This window comes from Cupriavidus sp. 86D6 (assembly GCF_057815095.1).
In genome coordinates this window covers 453209-472367 of the sequence record NZ_JBYPSB010000001.1, presented here as the reverse complement: position 1 = coordinate 472367, position 19159 = coordinate 453209, and the positions used below count along the sequence as shown (strand labels likewise).

The 19159-nt window shown below is 66.3% G+C and carries 18 protein-coding genes; 12 read left to right on the top strand and 6 right to left on the bottom strand.

Annotated elements, in window-relative coordinates:
* Positions 1–19 precede the first annotated feature (19 nt).
* Positions 20–823, top strand: coding sequence for an ankyrin repeat domain-containing protein (locus tag AC3G88_RS02175; RefSeq protein WP_488770589.1), 804 nt, complete (start codon positions 20–22; stop codon positions 821–823).
* Between the two features lie 82 nt (positions 824–905).
* Here AC3G88_RS02175 and AC3G88_RS02170 read toward each other — a convergent pair whose 3' ends face one another.
* Positions 906–2603: a long-chain fatty acid--CoA ligase gene (locus AC3G88_RS02170; protein WP_488770590.1), complete on the bottom strand. Its 1698-nt coding sequence runs from the start codon at positions 2601–2603 to the stop codon at positions 906–908.
* A gap of 236 nt (positions 2604–2839) precedes the next feature.
* On the opposite strand from AC3G88_RS02170, the gene trxA reads away from it, so the two are divergent.
* The gene (gene trxA / locus AC3G88_RS02165; protein ID WP_488770591.1) at positions 2840–3679 is read left to right on the top strand and encodes a thioredoxin; all 840 of its coding nucleotides are present in this window, start codon (positions 2840–2842) and stop codon (positions 3677–3679) included.
* Positions 3680–3736: 57 nt separating this feature from the next.
* Here trxA and AC3G88_RS02160 read toward each other — a convergent pair whose 3' ends face one another.
* Positions 3737–4210: a bacteriohemerythrin gene (locus AC3G88_RS02160; RefSeq protein WP_488770592.1), complete on the bottom strand. Its 474-nt coding sequence runs from the start codon at positions 4208–4210 to the stop codon at positions 3737–3739.
* Positions 4211–4345: 135 nt separating this feature from the next.
* Here AC3G88_RS02160 and AC3G88_RS02155 point away from each other — a divergent pair, with 135 nt between their 5' ends.
* The gene (locus AC3G88_RS02155) at positions 4346–4924 is read left to right on the top strand and encodes a P-loop nucleotide/nucleoside kinase family protein (RefSeq protein WP_488770593.1); all 579 of its coding nucleotides are present in this window, start codon (positions 4346–4348) and stop codon (positions 4922–4924) included.
* On the opposite strand, the gene tcdA is transcribed toward AC3G88_RS02155, so the two are convergent.
* A complete protein-coding gene (tcdA, locus tag AC3G88_RS02150; protein ID WP_488770594.1) occupies positions 4921–5778 on the bottom strand; it encodes a tRNA cyclic N6-threonylcarbamoyladenosine(37) synthase TcdA in 858 nt (285 codons plus the stop codon). The genes AC3G88_RS02155 and tcdA overlap by 4 nt on opposite strands.
* Before the next feature lie 192 nt (positions 5779–5970).
* Here tcdA and AC3G88_RS02145 point away from each other — a divergent pair, with 192 nt between their 5' ends.
* The 5 genes from AC3G88_RS02145 to AC3G88_RS02125 all read left to right on the top strand — a co-directional run bounded on the left by AC3G88_RS02145 (position 5971) and on the right by AC3G88_RS02125 (position 13204).
* Positions 5971–8304 carry an AsmA family protein gene (locus tag AC3G88_RS02145; RefSeq protein WP_488770595.1) on the top strand — a complete coding sequence of 778 codons (2334 nt, stop codon included), beginning with the start codon at positions 5971–5973 and terminating at the stop codon, positions 8302–8304.
* Between the two features lie 348 nt (positions 8305–8652).
* On the top strand, positions 8653–9852 hold the full coding sequence (locus AC3G88_RS02140; protein ID WP_488770596.1) for an MFS transporter: 1200 nt from the start codon (positions 8653–8655) through the stop codon (positions 9850–9852).
* 130 nt (positions 9853–9982) lie between these two features.
* Complete coding sequence (pdxH, locus tag AC3G88_RS02135) at positions 9983–10621, top strand: pyridoxamine 5'-phosphate oxidase (protein ID WP_092594468.1); 639 nt, start codon at positions 9983–9985, stop codon at positions 10619–10621.
* A gap of 258 nt (positions 10622–10879) precedes the next feature.
* Positions 10880–12121, top strand: a complete 1242-nt coding sequence (locus AC3G88_RS02130; RefSeq protein WP_488770597.1) for a class I SAM-dependent methyltransferase — start codon at positions 10880–10882, stop codon at positions 12119–12121.
* A 3-nt stretch (positions 12122–12124) separates the two neighbouring features.
* Complete coding sequence (locus AC3G88_RS02125) at positions 12125–13204, top strand: DUF72 domain-containing protein (RefSeq protein ID WP_488770598.1); 1080 nt, start codon at positions 12125–12127, stop codon at positions 13202–13204.
* Here the strand turns inward: AC3G88_RS02125 and msrA are convergent.
* A complete protein-coding gene (gene msrA / locus AC3G88_RS02120; RefSeq protein WP_487523566.1) occupies positions 13201–13743 on the bottom strand; it encodes a peptide-methionine (S)-S-oxide reductase MsrA in 543 nt (180 codons plus the stop codon). The genes AC3G88_RS02125 and msrA overlap by 4 nt on opposite strands.
* Positions 13744–14075: 332 nt before the next feature.
* Here msrA and AC3G88_RS02115 point away from each other — a divergent pair, with 332 nt between their 5' ends.
* A complete protein-coding gene (locus AC3G88_RS02115; RefSeq protein WP_488770599.1) occupies positions 14076–14717 on the top strand; it encodes a flavin reductase family protein in 642 nt (213 codons plus the stop codon).
* A 1-nt stretch (position 14718) separates the two neighbouring features.
* Here the strand turns inward: AC3G88_RS02115 and AC3G88_RS02110 are convergent, their stop codons facing one another.
* Positions 14719–15207: an Lrp/AsnC family transcriptional regulator gene (locus tag AC3G88_RS02110; protein WP_153945596.1), complete on the bottom strand. Its 489-nt coding sequence runs from the start codon at positions 15205–15207 to the stop codon at positions 14719–14721.
* Positions 15208–15364: 157 nt separating this feature from the next.
* Between AC3G88_RS02110 and kynB the strand changes: the two genes are divergently transcribed.
* The 3 genes from kynB to kynA are packed head-to-tail and all read left to right on the top strand — an operon-like array spanning position 15365 to position 18208.
* On the top strand, positions 15365–16027 hold the full coding sequence (gene kynB, locus AC3G88_RS02105; protein ID WP_488770600.1) for an arylformamidase: 663 nt from the start codon (positions 15365–15367) through the stop codon (positions 16025–16027).
* Between the two features lie 30 nt (positions 16028–16057).
* Positions 16058–17314 carry a kynureninase gene (gene kynU / locus AC3G88_RS02100; RefSeq protein WP_488770601.1) on the top strand — a complete coding sequence of 419 codons (1257 nt, stop codon included), beginning with the start codon at positions 16058–16060 and terminating at the stop codon, positions 17312–17314.
* Between the two features lie 12 nt (positions 17315–17326).
* Complete coding sequence (gene kynA, locus AC3G88_RS02095; RefSeq protein WP_488770602.1) at positions 17327–18208, top strand: tryptophan 2,3-dioxygenase; 882 nt, start codon at positions 17327–17329, stop codon at positions 18206–18208.
* A gap of 57 nt (positions 18209–18265) precedes the next feature.
* Here the strand turns inward: kynA and AC3G88_RS02090 are convergent, their stop codons facing one another.
* Positions 18266–19075, bottom strand: a complete 810-nt coding sequence (locus tag AC3G88_RS02090; protein WP_488770603.1) for an IclR family transcriptional regulator — start codon at positions 19073–19075, stop codon at positions 18266–18268.
* Positions 19076–19159 lie beyond the last annotated feature (84 nt).

Sequence of the window (19159 nt, the reverse complement as noted above, 5' to 3'; positions counted from 1 at the left end):
GAAGCCACTGCCGCCCATCATGACGCGCTCCCAGACCCGCCCCCGCCGCCAGGCACTCGCTGAAATGCTAGGGCTGATGGGATTGCTGATGGGTGGCGGACTGCTGGCGGGTCAAGGTGGCCAGACGCTGGCGCGCTCGATCGGCGGGCTGCGCGACGCATCGTCGCCGTCGGCACCAGCGCCGTATCCGCCCCCATCCCACCCGGCGGCACGCGGTGAAGGCACGTCCGCGCTCGACCGCAACCTGATCACGGCAGCCAGCATTGGCGATCTCGATCTGGTCAACCGGCTGCTCAAGGCCGGCGCGTCGCTCCATGCCGTGGACGAACGCGGCCGCTCCGCGCTGCTGGCAGCGGTGTACAACCGCCGGGGCGACGTGGCCCGCGCGCTGATCATGGCCGGCGCCGACGTGAACCAGAAGGACGGCGAATCCAACAGCGCCTTCCTGCTGGCGGCCGCGACCAACCAGATCGATGTGGTGCGCCTGTCGCTGTCGCATGGCGCCGACACCCGCAGCACCGACCGCTACGACGGCACGGCCCTGATTGCGGCCTGCCAGCATGGCAATGTCGAGGTCGTAAAACTGCTATTGAAGGCAGGCGTGCCGGTGGATCGCATCAACCAGCTTGGTTGGACGGCGCTGCTGGAAGCCATCATCCTCGGCGACGGCAGCGCCCGCTATGAAGAGATCGTGCAATTGCTGCTCGATGCGGGCGCCGATGCCAACCTGGCCGACCGGGAGGGCATCACGCCGTCGCGCCATGCACGCGAGCGCGGCTACAAGACGATGGTCAAGATGCTGATGCGGGCCAGGGGGCATTGACTGGCTGCCGAGGGGGATTGCATTTTGGCTCCCCTCTCCCACCCGGCGGGAGAGGGGAGAAAAACACACCACGCTTACGCGCTTACGCGGGCTGGCGCGCGTTTTCCGCTTCCTGCAGCTGGCGCCACATCACCTTGCCGGTGCCCGACTTCGGCAATGCCTCGACAAATTCCACCACGCGCGGGTACTTGTAGGCGGCCATGTTTTCCTTGGCCCATTCGATGATGTCCTCGGGCTGCGTCTTGCCCTTGGCGTCGGCGCGCAGCACCACCACCGCCTTCACCGTCTCGCCGCGATACTGGTCGCGCGTGCCGATGATGCAGGCCTCCTGCACGGCCGGATGCTTGTACAGCAGGTTTTCCACCTCGGCCGGCCAGACCTTGAAGCCCGACGCATTGATCATGCGCTTCAGGCGGTCGGTGATGAAGTAGTAGCCTTCTTCGTCCATACGGCCCAGGTCGCCGGTGCGGAAGTAGGTCTGGCCTTCGAACTCGATGAACGCGTCGCGCGTGGCATCTTCCTTGCCCCAGTAACCCTTGAACACCTGCGGGCCGCGCACGATGATCTCGCCCACCTCGTTGGGCGGCATTTCCTGCAGCGTGACCGGGTCCACCACGCGCGCGTCGGTGTTGAACGTCGGCACGCCCAGGCACTGCAGCTTGGCGCGCTCGGACGGATTGCTGTGGGTCGGCGCCATGGTCTCGGACAGGCCGTAGCCTTCCAGGTAGCTCAGCCCGAACTGCGTCTTCAGGCGTTCGGCCACCGCCTGCGGCATGGCCGCGCCGCCGCCGCCGATGTAGCGCAGGCTGCTGACGTCGAAGGTCGCCAGGTTCGGGCTGCCCAGGAAGTCGATCACCATGGTCGGGATGTTGGTCCAGTGCGTGACCTGGTAGCGCGAGATCAGGCGCCCGGCCACTTCGCGATCCCAGCGCGGCAGCATCACCACGGTGGCGCCGGTGTAGATCGGGCCGTTCATGCCGTACTGCATGCCGGTCACGTGAAACAGCGGCAGCACTGACAGGATCACCGATTCCGCGCCGCTGCCCGACCACGTGGCACCGCCGATCACGTTGTGCATCACCGAGCGATGGGTGTGGATGCAGCCCTTCGGGAAGCCGGTGGTGCCCGACGTGTACGGCATGACGGCCATGTCGTCGGGGCCCGCGGTATGCGGACCCGGCTGCAGGCCGGCACCCAGCGCCTGCGCCCACGGCGTGGCGTTGTCCGGCAACGGGTGTTGCACGGTCAGCCAGGCGGGCGGCGCATCTTCGGGGAATTCGTGCGACGGCGGGAGCGCGTCGGCGTACTGCGTCACCAGCAGATGCTGCAGGCGCTGGTCGGCAGCCAGTTCGCCGTCGGCCTGCATTGCGCCGGCGGCCAGGTCTGCCGTGCAGATCGCCACGCGGGCACCGGCATCGGTGATGTAGTGCTTGAATTCCTCGGCGCGGTTCATCGGATTGACCGGCACCACCACGGCGTCCGCACGCAGGATCGCGTAATAGCTGACGATGAACTGCGGGCAGTTCTGCATGTACAGCAGCACGCGATCGCCCTTCTTCACCCCCGCCTTCTGCTGCAGCCAGCCGGCCATCGCCGTGGCCTCCGCCTCCAGCTCGCGGAACGTGATGGCGTTGCCGAAGTAGCGGATGGCGGCCTTGTCCGCATAGCGGTGTGCCGAAACTTCGAGGTTGTACCAGAGCGAAGTTTCCGGCAGCACGATTTCGGTCGGCACTCGCTTGGGCCAGAACTGAAAATGCGGACGGGCGGGCTTGGTGGTCATGGTGTCTCCTGCGGATGGTCCTCAAGGGACCAGTTTCTGGAAAGCGCGGGTCTCGCGGGGTGGGCCCCGCGTAGTGGTCAAGCAATATAACTGAACGACCGTTCTATTTTCAACAGGAGGTTTTCCTACCCATCGCACCGCACCCCGGGCGGCGCCGGTTGCAATTTGGGGCTTCGTCCTCACAATAGGGGGAATCCGGCCACAGTGCTGGCCAACCCGATTCCCAGGTGCAGATCATGAGCGACGTCACCCTGCAGAACTTCGAAGCCGAAGTCATCAATAGCCCAGTGCCGGTACTGGTGGATTTCTGGGCTCCCTGGTGTGGCCCTTGCCGCACACTCGGGCCCATGCTGGAAAAGCTGGAAGCCGAAGCCGGCGGCACGTGGAAGCTGGTCAAGGTCAATGTCGACGAGAACCAGCAGCTGGCCGGGCACTTTGGTGTGCGCAGCATTCCCCACGTGGTGGCGTTTGCCGGCGGGCAGGCGGTCAACCAGTTCGTGGGCGTGCTGCCGGAATCGCAACTGCGCGAGTTCATCGATACGCTGGCCCCCGGCGACGGCGGGGCCACGGCGCAGGATCCCCAGGCGCTGGCCGCGGCCGGCGACCGGGAAGGCGCCAAGGCCGCGTGGCAGGCCGCGCTCGCAGAGGACCCGGAAAACGACCCGAATCGACTGGCCTATATCAGCTTCCTGCTCGACGGCGACGCCATCGACACCGCGGAAGCCGAGTTCGGCCGCCTGACGCCGCGTGCGCCGCAGGAAGACGGCTACGCCGCGCTGCGGACCCGGCTCGATGCGATGAAGGGACTCGACAGCCTGCCCGACGGCGCCGAACTGAAAGCGCAGGTAGAGGCCGAGCCGGCCAACCTGGCCGCGCGCCTGGATCTGGCAAAGGTGTTGATCGCGCGCCGCGAATACGAACCGGCGCTGGTGCAGCTGATGGAAATCGTGCGCCGCGACCGAGGCTTTGAAGACGACATCGGCCGCAAGACAATGCTGTCGGTGTTCGACTTGATGGCCGATTCGCCAGAAGTGGTATCGAAATGGCGCCGGCAACTGAGCACGGCGCTGAACTGAGTGGCGTGGATGGACGCGCACCGGAGGCGGGATTTCCCGCGCCGGTGCGGAACGGCCTCAGACGGCCGGCGCCTCGATCAGCGAAAAGCCGTTTGCCTTCATATGCTCGACCATCATCGCGTCCATCGACTTCACGTGATTGTCGAACCAGCCTGACAGTTCATTCACCAGGCGGCGGCCCAGCGACAGCCCGCCCTTGCCGGGCCCCTCCGGATCTTCCACTTCCTGCGCGATCTTGTCGCGCACGGCCTGCACCACCTGCAGCACGCCCTTGTGCTCGTTCGTATGGCAGAAGCGCGGGCCGAACTGCATGGCCTCCATCCACTGCTCTTCCTGTTCGAAATGGTGGCGCGTGTGCGCGATCCACTCGTCGTACGCCGCCAGGAAGCCGGCATCGTCCGATTTGGCCACGGCATCGAGCAGCTGCAGGAATTCCGCGTGCGTGGCGTCGGTGACGGGCTCGCCCAGCCGCAGTTCGTCTGGCAAGCCTTCCGAGGAAAGACCGTCGTAGGGGTTCTGTGCTGCAGACATGGATCTGAAAACTTTTCTTTGAGATAAGCGGCAAGGATACCGATTTCGCTGCTGTCCGATCTGATTTTCCGCAAAGAACGGTATGCTTGACGCTCGCGCCCCTGGCAAGTGACGGATTTCCAGCAAGCCACCGACATGCCCCGACTGATCTTCTTCTGCGGCCACGCAGGCACCGGCAAGACTTCCCTCGCCCATCGGCTGATCGGCCCGCTGATGCAGGTCACCGGCGAGCCGTTCTGCCTGCTCGACAAGGACACGCTCTACGGGCGCTACAGCGCCGCTGCCATGCGCGCGATCACCGGCGATCCCAATGACCGCGACAGCCCGGCCTATCTGGACAATCTGCGAGACCCCGAATACGAAGGCCTGCTCGACACCGCCCGCGAAAACCTGACGCTGGGCATCAGTGTGATCGTGATCGGCCCGCTGTCGCGCGAAATCCGCGCGCACCTGCTGACCGATCCGCAGTGGCTGCATGTCCCGGCGGGCACGCGCACCCAGATCGTGTGGGTACACCTGCCGGAGGACGAAGCCCACGCACGCATCATCCGCCGCGCCAATCCCAACGACGCCTACAAGCTCGCGCACTGGGACGCCTATCGCGCCCGGCGGTTTTCGCCGGACCCGGCCGAATATCCCGAACTGATCTTCTTCGACAACCAGGCGCCCGACGATGCCGCCGTGGGCGGCCTGCTGCGGACGCTGGCCGCCTAGGGCTGGCCGGCTGCCAGCGCCCCGATCACCGCGGACGCCGCCACGAAGCCGAACACCGCCGTCACCGCCACCGACGAGCCAAATCCCGCGCAGGCCAGCCCTTGCGGGCCGCGCACCGGGGCCGGCGGCACTTCGTCGATCTCGCACGCCTGCTGTTCCGGCTCGGGATAGCGCAGCGGCTCGTCCGAATACACCGCCTCGATGCCGAACTTCTTCCTGGGATCGCGCGGAAAGCCCCACTGCCGGCGCAGGTTGCCGCGCACCTTGGCCAGCAGCGGGTCCTGAATCGTGCGGGCCAGGTCCTCGATGCGCACGCGCGTGGCGTCCAGCTGACCGCCCGCGCCGCCGCACGTGATCACGCGCACGCCCTCGCGGCGGGCCCATCCCAGGATGGCGGTCTTGACCTTCACGGCATCGATGGCGTCAATCACGTAGTCGAAGCCTGATAGCAGTTCCGCCACATTGTCTTCGGTCACGAAATCGTCGATCTGCGTGACGTGGCAACGCGGGTTGATCGCCACGATGCGCTCGGCCATGGCTTCCACCTTGGCGCGGCCGTATGCGTCGCCGAGCGCGTGGATCTGCCGGTTGGTATTTGATGCGGCAATGTGATCGAGGTCGATCAGCGTGATGCGCCCCACCGCGTTGCGCGCCAGCGCCTCGGCCGCCCAGCTGCCCACCCCGCCGATGCCGATCACGCACACCCTGGCGGCCTCCAGCCGGGCCAGGCCATGCGCGCCGTACAGGCGGGCCACGCCGCCAAAGCGGCGATGGTAGTCGTCGTCGGCCGGGCTTTCGTGCGACAGGGGCGCGGGCAGGTCCTGATCTGCCAGGGGCGTAGGGGCGATAGTCATGGTGGCTTTCTCAAATCTGCCGGCATTTTATGTCACCGGCGGGAATTGCTGCGGCCGACGAACGCACAACGAATAGGCGTCCCGACGACCGCAATGTCAGCCTGAGGCCGACAACCGGGAGCGATGGCGCTCCCTACAATTACCTGTGCAGTGGTTGATCCGCCGCACGGCTGCTACCGGAGTCCACCCCTTATGCCCGCCTCGCGTCGCCACAAGATCGTCTTATGGAGCGTGTTCACGCCGTTGGCGCTGATCGCGATCCTTGTCGTCATCATCCTGACCTTTGACTGGAACCGGCTCAAGCCGTGGCTCAACGACAAGGTCACGGAGTCGATCGGGCGCCCCTTCGCCATCAATGGCGATCTGACCGTCACCTGGAAACGTGGCCAGGGCGAGACCGGCTGGCGTACGCTCGTGCCGTGGCCACGGCTGTCGGCCAAGGACATTTCCATCGGCAACCCCGACTGGGCCCAGGCGCCCAACATGGGCACGATTCGCGAACTGATCTTCGTGCTGCGCCCGCTGCCACTGCTGGCCCATGAAATCAACGTGCCGACCATCGTCGTCGACAGCCCCGCCGTGTGGCTAGAACGGCTGGCCGACAAGCGCAACAACTGGACCTTCGACATGCGCAAGCAGACCGACTCGGGCAAGTCGAAATGGCACCTCGATGTGGGCGAAGTGGTCCTCCAGCGCGGCAACCTGGCGCTGGACGACGCGGCCGAGAAGATCCAGCTGCAGGCCACGCTGGACACGATTGGCGACCAGGCCATCTACGACAAGGCCCGCGACGGCGCGCTGATGCCGTCCGATGCCTCCGCTGTGGCGGCGTCGCAAGGCTCCGCCGCCTCCACGCCCGAAGCCAAGGCCAACGACAACAAGGGCGGCAAGGCTGGCAAGACCGGCAATGACGACCGCTACGGCATCCGCTGGAAAGCCGTGGGCCACTACAACAAGGCCACCGTCAACGCCACCGGCAAGGCCGGCACCGTGCTGAGCCTGCGCGACGTGGACACCCCTTATCCGGTACAGGCCGATGTGCGCGTGGGCGCCACCCGCGCCACGATGGAAGGCACGGTAACGAACCCGGCCCACCTCGGCGCGCTCGACGTCAACCTGACGCTGGCCGGCGACAGCCTGGCATCGCTCTACAACCTGACCGGCATCGTGCTGCCATCGACCCCGCCGTATGAAACGCGGGGCCGCCTGGTGGCCACGCTCAAGAAGGGCGCCTCGGCCTATACCTACCGCGACTTCACCGGCAAGGTGGGCAGCAGTGACCTGGGCGGCACGCTGACGTTCGCGCAGCATTCGCCCCGCCCGCTGCTGTCCGGCGAACTGGTGTCGAAGCAGCTGCTGTTCGACGATCTCGCGCCGCTGATCGGCGGCGGCGCCAAGCCGGGCCAGCCGGCCAAGGACAGCCCCGTGAAGCAGCCGGCGGACAAGAAGCTGCCGGTGGCGCCGTTCCGCACCGAACGCTGGGACGAGATCGATGCCGACGTGAAGTTCACCGGCAAGCGCATCGTCCGCAATGAAGACCTGCCGATCACGGACCTGACCACGCACCTGAAGCTGACCGACGGCGTGCTGCGGCTCGACCCGCTCAACTTCGGCGTGGCCGGCGGCAACCTGGTATCGACGGTCGAACTCGATGGCAAGCGCGAGCCGATGGGCGCGAAGGTCGACATGACCGCGCGGCACCTGAAGATCAAGCAGCTGTTCCCGAAGGTGGAAAGTACCCGCGCCAGCGTCGGTGAGGTGAACGGCAGCGCCAAGCTTTCGGCCACGGGCAATTCGGTGGCCGCGCTGATGGGTTCGTCGAATGGAGAGGCCAAGCTGCTGGTGGAAAACGGCACCGTCAGCAAGTTCATCCTCGAAGCCATCGGCCTGAACGTGGGCAGCGTGGTGATCTCGAAGCTGTTCGGCGACAAGCCGGTGCAGATCAATTGCGGCGTCAGCGCGTTCGGCTTCCAGAACGGCATTGCCCGGGCCCAGACCTTCGTGCTCGATACGCAGGACGCCATCATCACCACCGAGGGCGCGGTCGATTTCAAGGACGAGCGGCTGGCGCTGACGATCCATCCCGACTCCAAGGGGCTGCGCGTCATCTCGCTGCGCTCGCCGCTGTATGTGGGCGGGACGTTCAAGAATCCGTCGGTCAGCCCGAATATCGCCATCCTCGCGCTGCGTGCCGGCGGCGCGCTGGCGCTGGCACTGACCGCGCCCGTGGCGATGGTGGTGCCGCTGCTCGACATTTCGGGCGGCGGCGACGAAAGCGAGTGCGCCCGGTTGCTGGCGGAACTCAAGAAGCGGCCTACCGCCCCGCCGCCGGGCAAGACCTATCAAGGGCCAGCGGCGCCGAAGGGCCAGCAGCAGGCCGGCCCCCCTATCCCCGAATCGCCGACGAAGTCGGACGCCGCCCGCGGCGAGCCGGCCCCGCCGCCTACCAAGCCGCGCATGCCCGGCGCCACCGTGCAGCAACCGTCGCGACCGGACAATGACAAGCAGCTCTACCAGGGCGGCTAGCGAACGGCGGCTTACCTGCCGCACGCCGTTCGTCATCACACACTGACAACGTTGGTGAATCCGCAACACATCTGTACCAAATGTGTTGCGGATTTGGCACGCCCTCCCACACCGTTGTTGTGCAGACCGCACTGGCAGTCGCATAATCGGCTGGTCGTTGATTAAGCAAGCAATTAATGAACAACGACACGCAACGCCTTCGCTCGCCGGGTTCCAGTCTGGCCAGCGATGCCTTGTAGGTGCGGCTCCGGCCGCACTGATTTTCTTTTTTCGCGCGTCTTATCGTCCGGATGGGAGACCCTTGCCGGCGGCGCGAACCACCTTCGCCGCCCCCGCGCACCCCCTGCCATGACGTTGCCTCATGCCGCCGTTCCCCCGATCAGCTGGCTGATCGCGCTGACGGTGTGCAATCACGTGGCGTTCAACGCCAGTCGTGTCGTCGTTTCCCTATTTGCCATCTCGCTCAAGGCGTCCACGGTCACGCTGGGCATCCTGATGTCGCTCTATGCGCTGCTGCCGATGTTCCTGGCGATTCGCGCCGGCAAGCGCATCGACCAGATCGGGCCGCGCCTGCCGATGACCGCCGGGTCGCTGATGGTGGTGGCCGGTACGCTGCTGCCGGCCGTCTGGCACGAGATTGCGTCGCTGTACGCGGCGTGCGCACTGATCGGCGTGGGCTTCATGCTGGTCCAGGTGGCCATGCAACTGCTGATCGGGCAGGTGTCGACCAACGAGACCCGGCTGCGCAACTACACGTGGCATGCGCTGGGGCTGTCGATCTCGGGCACGCTCGGGCCGGTGGCCATGGGTTATACGATCGAACACGCGGGCTTTCGTACCGCGTTCTGCATCCTGGTGGGCGTGGCGCTGCTGGGCCAGGCCGGGCTGCAGTATGTGCGGCCGCGCCTGCCGGCCACCGGCGGCAACGCGGGACGCATCGCCATCGAGGACGGCTCGCGCCGCTCCACGCTGGACCTGCTTCACCACCCCGAACTGCGTGCCGTGTTCGTCGCCAGCGCGGTGCTGTCCGCCGCGTGGGACCTGCATGCGTTCCTGATCCCGATCCAGGGCACGCATATCGGCCTGTCGCCGTCGATGATCGGCTGGGTGCTCGGGGCGTTCTCGATCGCCACGCTGGCCATCCGGATTGCCATGCCGATGGTGTCCCGCCATTTCTCGGAATGGAAGATCATCCGCCTGGCGCTGCTGGTGGGTGCGCTGGCCTATCTGGTCTATCCGTTCGTCTCGCACTTCTGGCTCATGTGCGGCCTGGCGTTCGTGCTGGGCCTGGCGCTGGGCAGTGCCCAGCCCAACGTCATGAACATCCTGCATACGGCCTCGCCCTCGGGGCGGGCCGGCGAGGCGCTGGGGCTGCGCTCGGCCGTGCTCAATACCAGCCAGGTGGTGTGGCCGCTCACGTTCGGTGTGGTGGGCACGGCGCTGGGCATGCTGCCGATCTTCCTGTCGATGGCCGGCGCGATGGGCATGGCCAACTACTATTCGCGCCGCCAGACGCAAAAGATCGCCGCACCGAAACTGTCGGACTAGCAACCTGCAGATTCGTAAAACAGCGAGTCCGCCTTGCCATGGCGCAAATGCGGTGTGCGGCGCATTCGCTATACTCGAAGCATCCTCGTACGCATGGTTCTCCGTGCGGGCCGACTCTTCGATATGCGATATGACCCAACTCGCTGATCTGCGCCGCAACTACATGTTGAGCGCCCTTTCCGAAACCGACGTGGCAGGCGACCCGATCCGCCAGTTCCAGAACTGGTTCGACGAGGCCATGCAGGCCAAGCTGCCCGAACCCAACGCGATGACACTGGCCACGGTAGGTGCCGACGGCCAGCCGTCGGCGCGCATCGTGCTGCTCAAGGGCATGGACGCCAACGGTTTCACGTTCTTCACCAACTACGAAAGCCGCAAGGGCCTGGATCTGGAAGCCAACCCGCGCGCTGCGCTGCTGTTCCACTGGGTGCAGCTCGAACGCCAGGTGCGTGTGGAAGGCGTGGTCGAAAAGGTGGGCGATGCCGAGAGCGATGCCTACTACGCGTCGCGTCCGCTCGGATCTCGCCTGGGCGCCTGGGCCTCCGAGCAAAGCCGCGAGGTGGCCGGCCGCGACGTGCTGGAAGCACGCGAAGCCGACTTCCGCAGCAAGTTCGGCGACAACCCGCCGCGTCCGCCGCACTGGGGCGGGTACCGCCTGCGGCCCACGTGGATCGAATTCTGGCAGGGCCGGCCGTCGCGGCTGCACGACCGTATCGCATTCCGGCAACAGGCCGACGGCAGCTGGCAGATCGTCCGGCTATCGCCCTGACGCCGGGCGCCGCGGGAACATCGCGGCACGGGGCGCGCGATCGCTGCATCGTCAATGTCTGCTTGTACTGACAGGCGCTGACCGCGGCGCCCCACACTGCACAATTCGGCGAATTGGCGTAAAGTTGTTGGGTTGCCGCACCGGCCATGCATCGGTGCGCCCCCAGGGCCAGTGCTGCGTACCACCACGCAGTCTGCGCAGCCGACCATGGGGCATTTCATTTCGAGAGGGATCATCAACCAATCGGGAGAAAGCCGCATGTTCTTCAAGCAAGCAATCGACAAGCAGCTGGATAGCTGGATTTCCGACGTGCGCGAGCACGCCAACCTGCCTGTCAGGCTACGTCTGTGGAATGGCAGCGAATACCAGCTGGGCAACTTCGACCAACCCGAGGTCACGCTGACCGTACGCGAGGCCTCGGCCCTGCCGCTGCTGCTCACGCCAAGCCTGGACAACCTCGGCGAGGCATATGTCCAGGAAAAGATCGATCTCGACGGTCGCCTGGCCGACATCATCAAGATGGCCTACGGCCTGTCGGCAGCCGCCGCGCGCAGTGCGGGCGGCGCCCTGGCCCGCGTGGCGCAGCACTTCACGCACAGCCGCTCCGAGGACAAGGCGTCGATCCAGTATCACTACGACGTTTCCAACGCGTTCTACCAGCTCTGGCTCGATCCGCGCATGGTGTACTCGTGCGCGTATTTCGAGGAAGGCACCGAAGACCTGGCCACTGCGCAGCTCAAGAAGATCGACCATATCCTGACCAAGATCCGCGTGCAGCCTGGCCAGACGCTGCTCGACATCGGCTGCGGCTGGGGCGCACTGGTGATCCGCGCGGCGCAGAAGTACGGTGCGCGGTGCGTGGGCATCACGCTGTCGCAGAACCAGTTCGACCTGGCCACCGAGCGCGTGAAGGCCGCCGGGCTGCAGGACCGCATCGAGATCCGGCTGCAGGACTATCGCGACATCCAGGGCCAGTTCGACCGCATCACCAGCGTCGGCATGTTCGAGCACGTGGGCAAGGACAACCTGATCGGCTACTTCAGCCGCATGCGCGATCTGCTCAAGGACGATGGCGTGGCGATGAACCATGGCATCACGGCCACCGACCCCGACAGCGGCGCGGTGCCGCTCGACGGCTCGGGCTTCATGGACCGCTATGTGTTCCCGCAGGGCGAGCTGCCGCACATCAGCATGGTGCTCAATACCATGGCCAAGGGCGGGCTGGAGGCGTTCGACGTGGAACTGCTGCGCCGGCACTACGCGCAGACGCTGCGGCACTGGGCCGACAACTTCGAGACCAACGCCGACGCGATCCGGGCCATGGTGGGCGAGAAGAAGTACCGCATCTGGCGGGTCTACCTGGCCGGCTGCGAGCACGCGTTCACCAACAGCATCATGTCGCTGCACCAGGTGGTGTGTCAGAAGGCGAATCGCGCCGCCGACACGTTCCCGGTCTCGCGGCGCTATATTTACGCGTCTCCGATTGGCAATACCGTCTGACGCTTGACTGACAACCTCGACCTGTTCGGCGATGCCCCGGCATCGCCGGGCGCCCCGCCCCGGCCCGCCGCGGCCGGCACTCCCGAAAAGAAGACGCCCGTTGGCAAGATCGTCCAGCCCTGGACGCCCGATGCCGCGCTGACCACGCTTGCCGGCCGGCTGCCGCCCAACCTGTATTTCGGCACCTCTTCGTGGTCGTACCCCGGCTGGCACGGCATGGTCTACGACGGCCAGTACACGGAAAGCCTGCTGTCCCGCAAGGGGCTACGCGCCTGCGGGCAGCATCCGCTGCTGCGCGCGGCGGGCATCGACCGTGGCTTCTATGGCCCGATTCCGCTGGCCGACTACCTGGGCTACGCATCGCAGGTGCCGGAAGGTTTCCGCTTCCTGGTCAAGGCCCCGGCCAGTGTCTGCGATGCGTGGCTGCGGGGCCCCGATGGCGCCGGGTGCCTGGCCAACGCGGCGTTCCTGGACGCCGGGATCGCGATCCGCGATTTCATCGTGCCGGCCACGGCTGGTCTTGGCCAACGCTGCGGGCCGCTGCTGTTCCAGTTGTCGCCGCTGCAAAGCGTGGCCGACGACGGCCCGGCTTTCTTCGCGCGGCTCGACGCGTTCCTGGCCGCGCTGCCGCCGCTGGACCCCAGCCTGACCCCGCACGCCTGCTATGCCGTGGAAATGCGAGATCCGGCGCTGCTCACGCCGCGCTACATCCGCCTGCTGCGCGAACGCGGCGTGCGCTTCTGCCTGGCCGCGCGCGACCGCCTGCCGCAGGTGTCGCGCCAGGCCCACGCGCAGACGCTGATGGACGACGGGGCCCCCGGCCCGCTGGTGCTGCGCTGGATGCTGCGCGAGGGCCGCTCGTATGCGATGGCCGAAAAGGCCTACATGCCATTCGACAAGCTCGTGGACCCTGACGACGCAACGCGCGACGCCATCGCCGACGTGGTGGCGGGCACGCTGCGCGCCGGCCAGCCGGCCTATGTCATCGTCAGCAACAATGCCGAAGGCTGCGCACCGCAGAGCATTGCCCGGCTGGCCGCGGCCATTGCCGATCGGGTGGAAAACGCGGCCGTGCCGGCCTAGCGGCGCATCCGATGCGAAAAATCTCGCCGTAACTGGGCCAGCTTGGGCGTGATCACGAACGCGCAGTAGCCCTGCGCGGGATGCTCCTGATAGTAGTTCTGATGGCTCATCTCGGCGCGCCAGTACGGCTGCTCGGGTTCGAGCTGCGTCACGATTGGCGCATCGAACACCTTGTTGACGACCAGTTCGCCCATGACATACTCGGCCACGGCACGCTGGGCCTCGGAATGGGTGAAGATGATCGAGCGGTACTGCGGGCCCACGTCGTTGCCCTGCCGATTGAGCTGCGTCGGATCATGGATCGAGAAGAAGATCTCCAGGATTTCGCGGAAAGTGATCGTGGCCGGGTCGAACGTCACGCGCACCACTTCGGCGTGGCCCGTGTCGCCCTCGCATACCTGGCGATAGGTGGGATTGTGGATATGGCCGCCGGTGTAGCCCGACTCCACGGCACGCACGCCATCCACCTGCTGGAACACCGCCTCCAGGCACCAGAAACACCCACCACCGAGCGTGGCAATCTCGAGTTCGTGATCCATCTGCGCGCTCCCTTTCCCGCGTTCAGGGGGTTCCGATACCACGCCGGCTCTGGCGGCATCGATTTCCAGCATAAGCAATGGCGCCGCGCACTGCCGTGAAAAATGAAACAAGTGCTATCCGGCTGGCACAGAGACCGTCCGATGTATCCCAGGGACCACGTCAGGGTGCAATGTCCGGAGTCCGCTACAATCCCACTGGTACTGGCGCCCGTTGGCGCACGTGAATGGGCTGCGCGGCACCCGAAAGCGCCCGCCAGACCGCGTTGGCCCGCAAAATGTGTGCGTCAGGCCACTGAAATTGCCGCCCCCCAGGATTACGTTTGGCGTGTTGAATGCGCGCCGGCCATCCCGATATGAAGATCATGGATTTGTGTGGAGCCCGAGAGGGCATGCCCGAGGCCGCCGCCCCTGCCCCCCAGCGCCGCAAGGCCGCCGCCCCCGACTTTGACAGCGGTCACTTCAAGCGCGCGCTGTCGCAGTTCGCCACAGGTGTGACGGTCATCACCACGCGCGCCGCTGGTCCCTCGCACGCCAACGACGTGCCGTTCGTCGGCATCACAGCCAGCTCGTTCAACTCGGTCTCGCTCGATCCGCCCCTGGTGCTGTGGAGCATGGCCACGCGCGCCAACAGCCTGCCGATGTTCCGCGATGGCTCGCACTACATCGTCAATGTGCTTGCCGCCTCGCAGCTGGACTTGTGCCAGCGGTTTGCCACGCTCAAGGGCGATCGCTTTGCCGGCGTGGACTACCGGTTGTCGGAGACCGGCCTGCCAATCCTGGCCAATGCGCTGGCCTGGTTCGAGTGCCACAACCGCAGCCGCTATGACGAGGGCGACCACGTGATCTTCGTCGGCGAAGTGGAACGCTGCGGTATTCTCGACGCCGGCGGCGAGCCGCTGGTGTTCCAGGGCGCGCAATTTTCCACGCTGTGCCCGCTCGAACCGCTCGATCAGATCGCGCCGCACAAGCGGTAGGTCACGGCTTGGCGTCCTTGCTGTCCTTCAGGATCGCCAGTGGCGATCCGTCCGTCTTGATCCGCTGCAGGACGATGTTCGAGCGGATATCCATCACGCCAGGCGTGCGATATAGCCGATTCACGATGAAATCGGAGTAGTGCTTCAGGTTGCGCGCCTGCACCCGCAGGATGTAGTTGCTGTCGCCCGTGATCACATAGGCGGTCAGTACCTCCGGCCAGGTCTGCACCACGGCGTTGAACGTGTCGTGCCAGCCTTCCACGTCGTGCCGCATCGACACCTGCACGATCGCCTCGATCTCCAGTCCCAGCTGTTCGGCGTCGAACCACGCCTTGTAGCCGCCAATCACCCCGTTTTCTTCCAGCAGACGCACGCGGCGCAAGCAGGCAGATGGCGATAACGCCACACGGTCGGCCAGGTCCTGATTACTGATGCGACCGTTCTCCTGCAGCGCCGTCAGGATGCGTAAATCTATCGGATCGAGGGTCATTTCGAAGATTCCACGTATTTCTATTTGAATCACACAATTTTATGCGAAAGATGCTGCGATCGACGGACCATTTCGCAAGCCTCTTCTCGGCGCTTTTGACTATGATCCCCACACGCACCGCGTCTTCAGAAACGCGCCCCGGAGATTGCCAGTCACCATGCCGAACGCCCCCACGAACGCACCCAGCCGCGCCACGCGCCAGATCTGGGATATCAGCCCGCCGGTGTCGAACGCCACGCCGGTCTGGCCCGGCGACACACCGTTCCGGCACGAGCCCGCCTGGCAACTGGACGAGCACTGTCCCGTCAACGTTGGCCGCATTACGATGTCGCCGCACACCGGCGCCCATGCCGATGCGCCGCTGCACTACGCGGCCGACGGCGCGCCGATCGGCGCCGTCCCGCTGGACGCTTACCTGGGCCCTTGCCGCGTGATCCACTGCATCGGCGCGGCGCCACGCGTGGAGCCGCACCACATCGAAGCCGCTCTGGCCGACGTGCCGCCGCGCGTGCTGCTGCGGACCTACCGGCAGGTGCCGCTGGGGGCGTGGGATTCGGCGTTCTGCGCTGTCGCCCCCGAGACCATCGCGCTGCTGGCCCGCCACGGCGTAAAGCTGATCGGCATCGACACGCCGTCGCTGGACCCCGAAACCTCGAAGACGATGGACGCCCACCACGCGGTGCGCGACCACCGGCTGGCCATTCTCGAAGGCATCGTGCTCGACGACGTGCCGGCCGGCGACTACGAACTCATCGCGCTGCCGCTGCGCCTGGCCACGCTCGATGCGAGCCCGGTCCGCGCGGTGCTGCGCGCACTCTGAATCCTCCCGAACCCTCTGGACACTGAAAGCATGACCAACCTGACACGTGAACGCTGCCAGGCGCTGGACCGGGACGACCCGCTCCGCGCGCTGCGCGAACAGTTTGCCCTGCCTGCCGGCGTGATCTACCTCGATGGCAACTCGCTGGGCGCCCGCCCGCGCGCCGCCGCGGCGCGTGCCGCCGAGGTGGTCAGCAGCGAATGGGGCGATGGCCTGATCCGCAGCTGGAACACCGCCGGCTGGTTCGACCTGCCGGGCCGGCTGGGTAACCGCCTGGCGCCGCTGATCGGCGCGGGCCACGACGAGGTGGTGGTGACCGACACCACGTCGATCAACCTGTTCAAGGTGCTGGCCGCCGCACTGCGCGTGCAGCAGCAGCGCGATCCGGCGCGTCGCGTGATCGTGTCCGAAGCCAGCAACTTCCCGACCGATCTCTATATCGCCCAGGGCCTGGCCGACCTGCTGCAGCAGGGCTACGAGGTACGCCTGGTCAACAGCCCCGACGAGATCGACGCCGCCGTGGGCGCCGATACGGCCGTGCTGATGCTGACGCACGTGAACTACAAGACCGGCGAGATGCTCGACATGGCCGGCCTGACCGAACTCGCGCACGCCCGCGGCGTGCTGACCGTGTGGGATCTGGCCCACTCGGCTGGCGCCGTGCCGGTGGACCTGACCGCCGCCCGCGCGGACTACGCCATCGGCTGCACCTACAAGTACCTGAACGGCGGTCCGGGTTCGCCCGCCTTCGTCTGGGTGGCGCCGGCGCTGCGCGACCAGTTCTGGCAGCCGCTGTCGGGCTGGTGGGGCCACGGCGCGCCGTTCGCGATGTCGCCGCAATACGCGCCCGCCAGGGGCATCGGCCGCTTCCTGTGCGGCACGCAGCCGGTCACGTCGCTGGCGATGGTCGAATGCGGCCTGGACATCTTCGCCCAGACCAGCATGAGCGCGCTGCGCGCGAAGTCGCTCAAGCTGACCGACCTGTTTATCGAACTCGTCGAATCACGATGCGCCCAGCACCCGCTGACGCTGGTCACGCCGCGCGCCCATGCCCGGCGCGGCAGCCAGGTGAGCTTTGCGCATCCGGACGGCTACGCGCTGGTGGCCGCGCTGATCGAGCGTGGCGTGATTGGCGACTATCGCGAACCCGGCATTGCCCGCTTCGGCTTCACGCCCCTTTACACGACCTTCACCGAAGTCTGGGATGCCGTGGAAATCATGCGCGACGTGCTGGACAGCGGCGCCTATCGCGACGCCCGCTTTGCGGTGCGCACCGCGGTGACCTGAGCGGAGCGCATCATGAGTGAATTCAAGGGATGCCCGATGGGGCACGGCAGCCAGCCGGCCGACGCGGCCGGCGAGGATGGCTGGCATGGCGCGCAGATGGACTTCGCCCGCGACATGAGCTACGGCGACTATCTGGGCCTGGATCAGATCCTGAGCGCGCAGCACCCGCTGTCGCCGGACCACAACGAGATGCTGTTCATCGTCCAGCACCAGACCACCGAGCTGTGGATGAAGCTGATGCTGCACGAACTGCGCGCCGCACGCGATGGGGTGAAGACCGACCAGCTGCGCCCGGCGTTCAAGATGCTCGCGCGCGTATCGCGCATCATGGACCAGCTGGTGCAGGCCTGGAACGTGCTGGCCACCATGACGCCGCCTGAATACTCGGCCATGCGCCCGTACCTTGGCGCATCGTCCGGGTTCCAGTCGTACCAGTATCGCGAGATCGAGTTCATCCTGGGCAACAAGAACGCGGCCATGCTGCGGCCTCACGCGCACCGTGCCGAACATCTGGAACTGGTGGAAACGGCGCTGCATACGCCGTCGATGTACGACGAGGCGATCCGGCTGATGGCGCGGCGCGGGTTCCAGATCGACGCCGACGTGGTGGAACGCGACTGGACGCAGCCCACGCAGTACAACGCGTCGGTGGAGGCGGCCTGGCTGGAGGTGTATCGCAACCCGTCGGCGCATTGGGAACTCTACGAACTGGGCGAAAAGTTCGTCGACCTGGAGGATGCCTTCCGCCAATGGCGATTCCGCCATGTGACCACGGTGGAGCGCGTGATCGGCTTCAAGCGCGGCACCGGCGGCACCGAAGGCGTCAGCTACCTGCGCCGGATGCTCGATGTGGTGCTGTTCCCCGAACTCTGGAAGCTGCGGACGGATCTGTAATCCGGCGGTATCAGGCTCCGCGCTGCCGCAAGGCGGGAGCGCGGAGCGAAGCCTGCCCTACCGCCCCGCCGGATCGGACAGCCTGACCCCCAGCGCCTGCAGCGCGGGCGCCAGCTTCTCGTGGAATGTCTCTTCGCTGACAGCCCCGTAGGACGCACTGCAGCTCAGCATGTGCAGATCCTTCTCACCCACCGGCTTGAACGCCACCGCGCAGGCGTGAATAGCCGGGTGCCAGTCGCGGAACGACGCGGCATAGCCGTCGCGCTCGGCCTGCGCCAGCGCGGCGCGCATCGGGGCCTCCTGCTGCTTCCATTGCTCCGGATACGTCTGGGCAAATTCGGCCAGCACCTTGTCGCGCCGCGCCGCCGGCAGTGCCGCCAGGTAGGCCCGCCCCATCGAACTCGACACCAGCGACAGGCGCGAGCCCACCCCCAGACCCAGCATCACGCCGGCATCGTTCCGGATCGATTCCATGTAGATGACTTCCATGCGCTCGCGCTTGCCCAGCGACACCGACACGCCATACGACTGCGCGAAAGCCAGCATGTGCGGCCGCGCCAGCGTCACCACGTCGGACGCCGCCAGGTAGGAAAAGCCCAGCGCCAGCACGCCGGCATCGAGCGCGTACTTGCCCAGGCTGTCGTCGTAGCGCAGGTAGCCCAGCTGCACCAGCGTGCCGGCCAGCCGGCTCACGGTGGCCTTCGGAAACCCGGTACGGCGCACGAAATCCTGGTTGCCCAGCATCGCCTCGCCGGTGCGGAAGCAGCGCAGCAGCTCCAGTCCGCGCGCCAGCGCCGTCACGAAATTGGGGTCGCTCTCGCGTTCCTTCTGGACCGGCGCGGCGGCCGCGACAGTGGATGAGGTCAAGAGACAGCTCCTGTGGAAGTGGTCGATTGCCGAACGCTAATGATCGGGGGCCGGATTTCCCCCTGTTGCAGCGCGAATCGGTTC